This is a genomic window from Streptomyces sp. PH10-H1 (assembly GCF_030063355.1).
GTDB lineage: Bacteria > Actinomycetota > Actinomycetes > Streptomycetales > Streptomycetaceae > Actinacidiphila.
In genome coordinates this window covers 1-9,251 of record NZ_JASISZ010000135.1, presented here as the reverse complement: position 1 = coordinate 9,251, position 9,251 = coordinate 1, and the positions used below count along the sequence as shown (strand labels likewise).

The following is a 9,251-nucleotide window of genomic DNA, read 5'->3' as shown; positions in this document are numbered from 1 at the left end:
CCAGCCCCGCCGGATACACCCGGGCCAGCAGCCCAACATTCACCACAGCACGCAACTCAGGCCCCACAACCGCCCCTGAACATCCGTCATACACGATGAAGGAGCAGGTTAACCTAACGGCATTGGAACAAGATCGAGCACCGAATGTTCTGCCACATCACCGCGAACTGGCGGGGGCGACCTCTGACCAGCTACCAGGTCGTCATCGAGACCATCGCCGCCACAACAACCAAGACCGGGCTGACCATCGGGGCCGAACTGGACACAGGCAGCTACGACCTGGGCATCAGCGTCACGCCCGCGGAGTTCCACGCCCTGCCGATCACACCCAACGCCTTCCACGGGGACTGGAACTACACACTGGCTCCCGTTGCACCGCGAACACCAGACGCGCTGGCAAGCACTCGCCGGATCGACCCGGACCTGACCATGATGCTCACCGATCCGGCTCTGACCGGCATGTCCCGGACTGCCTTCGAGCACTTGGTGGCGGTCTCGGAACCTTTCTGGGACGCCATGGCCGAGGCAGCATTCCAGCGACGCTTCCACCGCCCGCGCAGCTACCTCCACCCGAAGACCAGCAGCGTGGACCACACTCAGCGGCTCCTGGCAGCCATCCTGCGCCGCCGCAGAGCGGTGACCGTTACATTCCTGGCCCAATTACTGAGCGTCAACCGCACCAACCTGTCCATCCAGTACCAGGACGGAAAACGGCTGCTGGATCTGCACCAGATCCTCATCACGCCTATACCCGGATCGGCCGCCCGCACATTGGAACAGCTACACGCCCGAGCGACCCCCACCGAAGCCCGTCACTGACAGTTATTCAAATACGGGCCCCCGCAGTGCCGGTGTACTGCCGCTGAACGCCCGCCGAGCGCTCGCCCTTCTTCAGGAACCCCGTCTCGTCCACGATCAGCACCCCGTCGCCGGCGAGGTGCTTCAGGACGTAGGAGCGGATCTCGTCGCGCACCTCGTCGGCGTCCCAGCGTGCGCTCCGTAGCAGCCGCTGCATCGCGCCAGGGCGATCGTGCCCGGCCTGTTCGGCCAATTGCCAGCAGTTCTTTCGTTCGACGCCGGACAGCAGCCCGAGGACGAACGCCCGTGCTGTCGCCCGGGGTTCAACGCGCCGGAACCGGCCTGCGATGCGGGCCATGGCCTGGTCGAACATGTCCCGCCAGCGGGCAGGGTCTACGCTATGGCCCGCGGCCACCGCACCATCTTCAGGAGTCCACACAACCTCTGATGATCACGCGGTGGCCGCATCCGTATCGGCATCAGGCCCCAACTGATGCCAGGCATGGGTGCACCCGTCAGCACAGAGCCGAGCCCGGCGGCGCTTGTCGGCAACTCCCAGCAGGGCTACCAACAGGCGAAATGCCTTCACCCGCTCGTCCAGCGGCAGATTGATGATCTTTGTCAGCTGTCCGGGCAACTGCCCGCGCGTGATCAGAACCGCCGGAGTATGCGTCGGCCGGATGCCTGCCAGACGAACACTCTCCGGGCCGTCCTCCGCCGTCGCACGGGCCTGGATGCAGAACCCGCTCAAGTCGCGCAGGACTTCGAACTGCTCGTCAGCGGAGATGCCCTCGAACCACTCGACGCCCCGCCCGAGCGGACGCAGCTCCTGCGCGAGCTCGTTCAACCTGACCGCGCGCTCGTCCATCCATCCACCCCGTGATTCCGCTCAGACCAGCACCTCCGCAGGCTATCGAAGCAGATCGCGAAGTATGACTGGAGTACTAGGCCGTGCACCGATGCCCCGGCTGCAGCGCGCTCCCGTTCAGGCGCTGGGGAGGTTGGCCCTGACCTGAAGGCTCGTGACGTCCTTGGCCGCTGGAGTCTGGGCGAGCAGCCGGCTGCGGCATGCCGTCCCGGTCCGTTCTGTCGGGACGCCGTGTATGTAGCCGACATCGCAGCCCGGTGGGGGCGTGTCCCGGAGCCGATCATGCGCGTTGGTGGTCCAGGACCGTGCGCCAGCGCGGTGACGGCGGAAGGACGGATGCGGGTGAAGCAGGTACGCATCGCAACACTGTTGATGACGGCGGGAGTGGTGGCCGCGGTGATGGGGGCAGCACCGGCCCCTCAGAAGACCGTGACGGTGAACATCAAGTGCGGGCAGACCAAGAGCATTGAGAACCAGCTCAAGGAAAGTAACAGCCGAAAGGGAGGCAAGACCACCCTGGTGTTGAACCCCGATCACCAGGCCACGTGCGTGTATCCGCTGAAGACCGTGAGCAAGAAGCTTCCCTCCGTGCAGCAGGATGTCACCATCGAGGGGAACGGTGCTGTACTGCAGGTCACGGTGACCAGAAGCGCAATGCTCGCCTCGATCTTCACCGTCCAGAGGGGTCATTTCACGCTCAATAATTTCACCGTCGCCGCCCATCTGCCGGCCGCACTCGCGGGCAAGCTGCTACACGGCGGCATCACCAACACTGAAGGCACTCTCATCTTGAACAACTCATCTATCACCGGCTTTCCCAGCGATGGCATCCGCGCAACTGGCAGTGGGGTGACCGAGTTGCGTGGCCGCAGCGATGTGTCCCACAACGGGACGGGCATCTACAACGGCGGCCGCCTGGACCTGTACGACGACACGTCCATCCACAGCAATTCTCAGCGCGGTGCGTTCAACGAAGGGACCATGACGCTGCACAACCGCAGTGCTGTCCGGGACAACATCTCCACCAATAGCCAAGGCGGCGGCATCTTCAACTGGTACCGACTCACGGCCACCGACCAGTCCACGATCAGCGGGAATAAGCCCCACAACGTCTACGACCAGCATCGGCAGCACGGCCCCGGCGGGTATTTCCACCCCTGCGCGGACAACAGCGGCGGTGGCAACAATGCCGCCGCCAACCCCGAAGCGTGTCCGAAGCCCGCCTGACGCTTGCTGCGGTACGGCGTGAGCACGCTCCTTGGGGCGGCCAGGAGACGCAGGTCCTGATCGTGACCGCCGCCGGGTGGGCCACCGACGGGTCGTGATCAGGCCCGGGCAGACCTCGGGCCCCGGGGATCAGCCATGGCCCCGGGCCCGTCCCTGTGGAGTGGCCTCTGGCCCTGCGCTTCCCGGCTGGCAGACCGCCAGCCGGGAACCGGTGAAGGGAGAAAATACCGGGCCGCCCTAGACAGCAGCCCCGTAATCTGCATGTATGACCACCGCTGATCGTGAACTGCTCTCCCGGACCGCCCGCAACGCCGTCCGGGGACTGATGAGCGATCTCGTGGCAGGGGCGATCGGCGAGTACTGGGAGAACGAGCACTTCTCCCAAGCCCCCGACTTCACTTCCGGCGACGGCGGGGTCCGCAAGCAACTCTTCGACTCCTACGCCGCATCCGTCGACTGGACCGACAACGACCAGGTAACCCGGGCCCTGCGGGTGTTCGAGAGCATGCTGCGGCGTCTGGACCGTGAGAGCCGAAAGTCTGGTGGGAACGGCTTGCCGGCCGACACGGTGGCGGACCTACGAGAGGCGTTCGCGCGCGACGGCTGCCGTCTGGACGACGCGCTGCGCCTGCACACGGCACGCGTCGCCCACCTCACCGTGCACGCCGACGCCCTGTCCGAGGCATCGGGCATCCACGCCGAACTGGAGAGAGTCCGCAGGTTCGGGGCCGACTACCCTGACGACGCCATCGGCGCGGCAAAACAACTCATCGAGGCCACCGCCAAGCTCGTGCTGCTCAAGCGGAACCTCCCGGTCGACGAACGCCAGGACCTGCCCGTGCTGATAAAGCAGGCCCAGCAAGTCCTTCACCTCCACCCCGCGGCAGCGCCGCCGTCCCGCAACGGCACCGGCCCGGACAATGCCGACAGCATCAAGCGCATTCTGGGCGCCCTGACATCAGCTGCCATCGGCGTCGCGGAACTGCGCAACCGATACGGAACCGGCCACGGACGGCTGGCCGCGCCCACAGGGCTCGGGTCCCGACATGCCCGCTTCGCCGTCGGCACGGCCGCCACCTGGTGCGAGCTGATGCTCGACACCCTCGCCGACCCCGACGCCCCCTGGCGCAAGGCACCCGCGACGACGACCCCGCCGGGGGCACTCCCACAGGCTCAACCTGAGCCCCCGCGGGCCAGCACACCAGCACCCCTGACAGGAAGGAGCAGCCCAGTGGCACCACAGCAGCTCACTGTCGTCACCCGCCAGCGCCTCCTCGACCTCTTGACCGTTGAGAAGGTCTGGTGGGGGCGCGTTGGACGAGGTGCGGTTCCTGGAGCGACTGTATGACCTGGATGCCCTCGACGGCGATGGCTTCCAGCGTCTCACGGCTCGGGACGACATCATCCAGCACTGCTTGAACAATGACGACTGGCTGCCGGAGTGGGTGTTCACCGACGCCCGCTTCAACCTCAGCAGCTACTCCCCCCAGCCACTGTTGAACTTCCTCGCCGAAATGCTCCACCCCGTGGTCCGGCGTGATCCGGCCGAGGTCCAGCGTCTGGCCGAGAAGTTCAACGACATCCTCACAGTCGATGGTTTCGAGCTCTACCCGATCGAGTACATCAGCGGGCTGCCGATCTACGCAGGCGGGCCGAATCCTTTGGGCCGGGGGAGGAGGCAGCCAACTATAATGACGTGCGCATGCCAATAAACGTGAGGCCGGGAGTCGACTGATGCCGTTGTTTGGAGGCCTGGGAGGACGGGTCTCCAAACAACGGCATCAGGGCTTCTCGGTGACCCCGTCATAGTCGTTGGTGAGGCCGTACGTTCCTTCTCCGTACACGGAGATGCTGGGGTGCTTCCTGGCGGGCCGCGGTGCCCGGTGGCGCCTGTTGACGCCGTAGTCGGTGGCGACGCCCGCGTGGCCGGTGTCGTAGCCCTGCCTGACAGCGCAGGTCTTCCCTCCGGCCGTGCGGCGATAGAGCTGCACCGCGATGGTGACGGCCTCACCTGAGGTGAAGGGGCCCGGTGTGAAGTTCACTTGGGTGCCGGAGGGTTGGGTGATGTCTGCTTGCCGCTGGGTGTGTTGGTCGACGATCACCACGCTGCCGACCATGGGCCCGATTTTGGCCCTGGACGTCGTGTCCGTGGCCGACAGCGAACTCGGCGTCGCTATCGGGCCGTCGGCCGGCGGCCGCGCCGTCGCGGATCTTCACGTGGATGGCGTCGATGAAGACCACCGGGTAGACGGCATCAAGGTGCCGGTTCTGCCACTCGGCCATGCCCTCGAGGACCTTATCGGTGATCGTTGAGATCGTCTGACGGGAGACGTCGGCGCCGTAGACCTCGGCGAGGTGGGCCTGGACCTCGCCGGTAGTCAGGCCCTTCGCCGCGAGCGAGATGACCATCTCGTCCACGCCCGGCAGACGCTTCTGCTGCTTCTTGACGATCTTCGGCTCGAAGGAACCCTCGCGGTCCCGGGGCGCGGTTATCTCCACCGGGCCGACATCGGTCAGCACGGTCTTGGCGCGGGTTCCGTTGCGGGAGTTGCCGCCGTTCTTTCCGGCGGGATCGTGCTTGTCATAGCCGAGGTGGTCGGTGATCTCGCCCTCGAGGGCCGACTCCAGCAGCCGCTTGGTCAGCTGCTGGAGCAGCCCGCCCTCGCCGGTCAGCTGAAGACCCTCGGCCTGAGCCCGGCCCACCAGCTCGTCAATCAGCCGGTCGTCCACAGACTTCGACAGCGCACGAGCGCGCGATCGAGCAGGTGCTGGAGTGGATCGAGGATGACGTGGCGGTCATCCGGTTCGGCAAAGACGGGGTGCACCGGGTCCGGCCGCCGGGCGGTCTGGTTGCCGCACGCTTCCGTCACTACGAGGCCCGGTCGGGGATGCCGTTGCTGCACGACCATCTGCTGCTGTCGGTGAAGGGCCAGCGCCTGGATGGCACATGGGGGTCGATCCACACCGAGGCCCTGTTCGAGAACACCGTTGCCGCGTCCGCGCGGCATCCAGGTGCCCGTGCACCTGGTCGCCGCGTTCCTGTCCTCCAGCACGGGCGCGGTCGCGAACGCTGTGAACATCCCGCCCAGCGAACTGCGCAAGGCCCGCCGTCTGCAGAAGTCGTTCCGCAAGCGCAGTGTCAACGCGGTCACCGATGACGCCGCTGCGGCGCAGTTCGTCCTGCACCGGCTGTTCGAGGAGCTGCAAGCCTTCGAGAGGAGTCCGGAGAATGACGGCACGGTCCTCAGCTGAGGAGTTCTGGCCGTTCCTGATCAGCCGCGGTCACGTGACGACCTACCGGGTGGTCGTGGCCCCGCGGTTCCTGTGCGAGGCCGATCTGGCGGGTCTGTTGTACGACCTGTCGGGGGGCGATCCCACACCACCGGGCCATGCCAGGTACCGGGTCGTACGCGGCACGGCCGCCGGTGACTTCGTGCTGCTGTTCCGGGTCCGGCTGGGCGAGCTGGAGGGGAGCGCGGGACGGCCGGGAGTACCGCTCCGGGACGAACACGGCCGTCGGATTCCCGTGATCGACGGCGTCGTGGAGCGGGTCCGGCGCTTCGACCCGACGACGGGTGCCGGCGTTCTGGACGACGGCCGCTCCCGCTGCCGGCCGCAGTTCCGGGAGTTCTGGGAGGCCGGTGACGGCTCACAAGTGCCTCATCCGTCCGTGGCGTTCGCTGCTTCACGGGCTCAGGGCGGCGTGGTGCGCTGGGAGGCGCTGCCGGAGTACGTGGTGGCCCGGCTGACGTCGAGCGTTTCGCCTCCCGACGCGGATCACGAGCGCGAGCGCGAACGTGAGCCTGAGCCGGGCGAGTCGCCGGGCGGCGCCGAGCGCTGGCCCCGGCGGCTGACGGTCGGCGCTGCGTTCGGCCTGGCGGCCGGGCTCGCGGGCTGGGCGGTCACCTGGAGCCGCTCCCACCACTGACAGCGCCGGTCACTCCTTCCGCTCCGGGTCCGACGGCGGATGCGAGCAGGGCGGCCGCGACTGCGCGGGCCCGGGCGGCCGGGGCGGCCGTGCGCTCGCGCAGCGCGGTGACGGTCGCACCGTCCATCAGCAGCGTGAACTGCGCGGCCAGCGCCGCGGGTTCGGGCGCTCCTGCGGTGGTGAGCAGTGTCTCCACGTAAACGGCCACCGCGGTCTTGTGCTGGGCCGCCACGCGGTGCGCGGGGCTGGCGGGGTCGGCGTTCTCGATCATCGTGTTGATGAACGCGCACCCTCGGAAGTCCTGGCGCGCGAACCGTTCCGCGAGTGCGTCGAACACGGCGAGCGGTCCGCCGCCGAGTGCGGTGACGCGGTCGGCGAGCCAGGCGCGCCACCGCTCGTCGCGGCCCTGGAGGACGGCGACGACCAGCTCATCCTTGCTTGCGAAGTGGCGGTAGAACGAGGCCCGGCCGACCCCGGAGGTGGACAGGATCCGTTCCAGGCCGACGGCTCGGATGCCCTCGGCGTAGAAGAGGTCCTCGGCGGTGGTCAGCAGGCGCTGCCTGGCGTTGACGGGCATGGCTCGATCGTAACCCGCTCTTGCCTTAAACGGTACTGATCGGTACCGTCTACATCAGTCAAACGGTACCGGTCGGTACCGTTATTTGAGGAGGCCCAACCATGCCCCGACTGCCGCAACTCACCGAGGACCCCACTGGTCTTCTGGACCGCACGAAGGCTCAGCTCGGACGGGTGCCCAACCTGTACGCCGCGCTGGCCAACGGCCCGGCCGCACTGGCGGGATATCTTGCGATGCGGGAGGAACTGACCCGCGGCGCCCTGGGCCCGCGACTGCGTGAACAGATCGCGCTGCTGGTGGCACAGGAGAACGGCTGCACGTACTGCGTCAGCGCCCACACCCTGCGCGGCAGCCGGATGGGCCTGGGCGAGTCGGAGTTGCGGCGCACCCGCGAGGCCGCAGATGACACCGACCCGCACGCCGACGCGGTCCTCTCCCTGACCCGTGAGGTCGTACGCACCCACGGCCGCGTCGACGACGCCACCCTCGCCCGCGTCCGCGCGGCCGGAGTCACCGACGCCGAGCTGGCGGAGGTCGTCGCGCATGTCGCCCTCAACACCCTGTCCAACTACTTCAACCACCTGGCCCAGCCGGAGCTGGACTTCCCGGAGGTGCAGGCATGAACGCGGTGTGGCGCGAAGCGTCCGTCGAACTGGTCGACGGCTATGAGGTCATCGGCGCCGACGGCCGCCCCACGCGCGAGGTCGCACGCGCCCGAGTGGCGATCGAAGGAGGCTTCGCCCATCTGGACATCCCCGGCAGCGGGGTAGTCCAGGTGGTCTCGGCACCCGCCGTACGCCTGATCAGCTACCGGCCCGACACAAAGGGCGAGCCCCCTGCCTGACCTGCGGTGGCCGGGCCGATCCTGGGCCGATTCCGGCCCGGCCACGATACCGCGAGACGTTCTGCGGTCGCTTTACGCGGTGGACGCTTCGCGAGGTGCTGCGCCGCCCAGCAGCCGGGCGATCGCCCGTCGGGCCCGGTCCGGAGCTGACGGGTCCCCCGGTGGTGCGGGAGCCCGAGTTCCTTGGCGATCTCGCTGGCATGGCGAGCACGAGCCGGATCCGTGCGCATGATCTGGAGGGTGCGGTCTCTGCGTCCCTCGGGAGCCAGGGCCGGGGCATGGTGAACGTCGATGTTGACACCGGTGATGCGCCTGGCGGGCGCGCGATGGAGCGGGTCCAGCGGGGTGGCATAGCGGGAGATGGGACACTTGACTTTTCGGGCAGCGATGCGGGGTCGGCGCTTGGGCAGTGGGTTGTCCAGGACGGCCTGTACGATCCGGCCGGTCCGGTCTGGCTGCGCCGGATCCGGAAGAATGTGCCCGGCGGCGGTGATCTGGTCGCGGGCGGCTTCGAGCGCGGCGGTGAAGGCCGCCCGCCGACGGCTTCGCCCGTTGTCGTGGTCGCGATGACCTGGCGTCGATGATGCGTAGCCGCACTCCGTTGATCCACGTCAGATAGGAGCCGTCGGGCAGACAGGCCCATCTGGCCGGGGTGCGGCGGTTGTCGAGACGTGTCAGCAGCTGGGCACCAGTGCCGGCGGTCTTGGCCAGGAAGTCGTCAGAGTCGAAGCCCCGGTCGCTGAGCAGCAGCATGCTGTCGTCCAGCAACGGCAGCAGCTGTTCGGCATAGGCGGTCTCGCTCGTTGAGACTGGGCCGAAGACAGCGCCGAGCAGGGCGCGGGTGCCGGTCTCACACAAGACCATCATCCGCAGCATCGGGTAAGTGCGTTGTGGCAAACCGGATCTCGTTCGAGGCGTACGGCACGGGTGACCATCTGTACGGAGGTACGGGTACGGCTGCGGGCATGAAAGAACGGGCCCCTTGGTAGTGACGCGGTTACGACACCCA

The 9,251-nt window shown here is 67.6% G+C and carries 10 protein-coding genes and 5 pseudogenes; 9 read left to right on the top strand and 6 right to left on the bottom strand.

All coding sequences use genetic code 11. The features are described from left to right. Positions 1-123: 123 nt before the first annotated feature. Positions 124-866, top strand: a pseudogene (locus tag QMK24_RS39615) (ISAzo13-like element transposase-related protein); the annotation flags it as partial. Here QMK24_RS39615 and QMK24_RS39610 read toward each other — a convergent pair. Both QMK24_RS39610 and QMK24_RS39605 read right to left on the bottom strand, forming a co-directional pair. Then, a pseudogene (locus tag QMK24_RS39610) lies at positions 839-1,156 on the bottom strand (transposase); the annotation flags it as partial. The pseudogenes QMK24_RS39615 and QMK24_RS39610 overlap by 28 nt on opposite strands. Before the next feature lie 93 nt (positions 1,157-1,249). Further along, positions 1,250-1,666 carry a DUF5958 family protein gene (locus QMK24_RS39605; protein ID WP_283471751.1) on the bottom strand — a complete coding sequence of 139 codons (417 nt, stop codon included), beginning with the start codon at positions 1,664-1,666 and terminating at the stop codon, positions 1,250-1,252. A gap of 342 nt (positions 1,667-2,008) precedes the next feature. On the opposite strand from QMK24_RS39605, the gene QMK24_RS39600 reads away from it, so the two are divergent. The 3 genes from QMK24_RS39600 (at position 2,009) to QMK24_RS39590 (ending at position 4,605) form a co-directional block, all read left to right on the top strand. Further along, positions 2,009-2,893: a hypothetical protein gene (locus QMK24_RS39600; RefSeq protein WP_283471750.1), complete on the top strand. Its 885-nt coding sequence runs from the start codon at positions 2,009-2,011 to the stop codon at positions 2,891-2,893. A gap of 265 nt (positions 2,894-3,158) precedes the next feature. Further along, positions 3,159-4,241, top strand: coding sequence for an abortive infection family protein (locus QMK24_RS39595; protein WP_283471749.1), 1,083 nt, complete (start codon positions 3,159-3,161; stop codon positions 4,239-4,241). After that, positions 4,216-4,605 carry an AbiJ-related protein gene (locus QMK24_RS39590; RefSeq protein ID WP_283471752.1) on the top strand — a complete coding sequence of 130 codons (390 nt, stop codon included), beginning with the start codon at positions 4,216-4,218 and terminating at the stop codon, positions 4,603-4,605. Before QMK24_RS39595 ends, QMK24_RS39590 begins: the two co-directional genes overlap by 26 nt. 69 nt (positions 4,606-4,674) lie before the next feature. Here QMK24_RS39590 and QMK24_RS39585 read toward each other — a convergent pair whose 3' ends face one another. Then, positions 4,675-4,935: a hypothetical protein gene (locus tag QMK24_RS39585; protein ID WP_283471748.1), complete on the bottom strand. Its 261-nt coding sequence runs from the start codon at positions 4,933-4,935 to the stop codon at positions 4,675-4,677. Between the two features lie 142 nt (positions 4,936-5,077). Beyond that, a pseudogene (locus QMK24_RS39580) lies at positions 5,078-5,635 on the bottom strand (transposase); the annotation flags it as partial. A 23-nt stretch (positions 5,636-5,658) separates the two neighbouring features. Between QMK24_RS39580 and QMK24_RS42150 the strand changes: the two are divergent. The 3 genes and pseudogenes from QMK24_RS42150 to QMK24_RS39565 all read left to right on the top strand — a co-directional run. Then, positions 5,659-5,835 (top strand): annotated as a pseudogene (locus tag QMK24_RS42150) (relaxase domain-containing protein); the annotation flags it as partial. Between the two features lie 76 nt (positions 5,836-5,911). Continuing rightward, on the top strand, positions 5,912-6,145 hold the full coding sequence (locus QMK24_RS39570; protein WP_283471746.1) for a hypothetical protein: 234 nt from the start codon (positions 5,912-5,914) through the stop codon (positions 6,143-6,145). Beyond that, entirely contained in the window at positions 6,123-6,821 is a 699-nt protein-coding gene (locus QMK24_RS39565) for a hypothetical protein (RefSeq protein ID WP_283471745.1), read from the top strand. Before QMK24_RS39570 ends, QMK24_RS39565 begins: the two co-directional genes overlap by 23 nt. Here the strand turns inward: QMK24_RS39565 and QMK24_RS39560 are convergent. After that, positions 6,796-7,398, bottom strand: a complete 603-nt coding sequence (locus QMK24_RS39560; protein ID WP_283471744.1) for a TetR/AcrR family transcriptional regulator — start codon at positions 7,396-7,398, stop codon at positions 6,796-6,798. The two genes, QMK24_RS39565 and QMK24_RS39560, sit on opposite strands and share 26 nt — an antisense overlap. Positions 7,399-7,499: 101 nt before the next feature. Between QMK24_RS39560 and QMK24_RS39555 the strand changes: the two genes are divergently transcribed. Then, positions 7,500-8,021 carry a carboxymuconolactone decarboxylase family protein gene (locus tag QMK24_RS39555; protein WP_283471743.1) on the top strand — a complete coding sequence of 174 codons (522 nt, stop codon included), beginning with the start codon at positions 7,500-7,502 and terminating at the stop codon, positions 8,019-8,021. Beyond that, positions 8,018-8,242 (top strand): hypothetical protein, encoded by a 225-nt coding sequence (locus QMK24_RS39550; RefSeq protein ID WP_283471742.1) that lies wholly within the window; start codon positions 8,018-8,020, stop codon positions 8,240-8,242. The genes QMK24_RS39555 and QMK24_RS39550 overlap by 4 nt, the downstream gene beginning before the upstream one ends. Positions 8,243-8,391: 149 nt before the next feature. Here QMK24_RS39550 and QMK24_RS39545 read toward each other — a convergent pair. After that, positions 8,392-9,124: pseudogene (locus QMK24_RS39545) on the bottom strand (IS4-like element ISSav1 family transposase); the annotation flags it as partial. Positions 9,125-9,251: the final 127 nt, after the last annotated feature.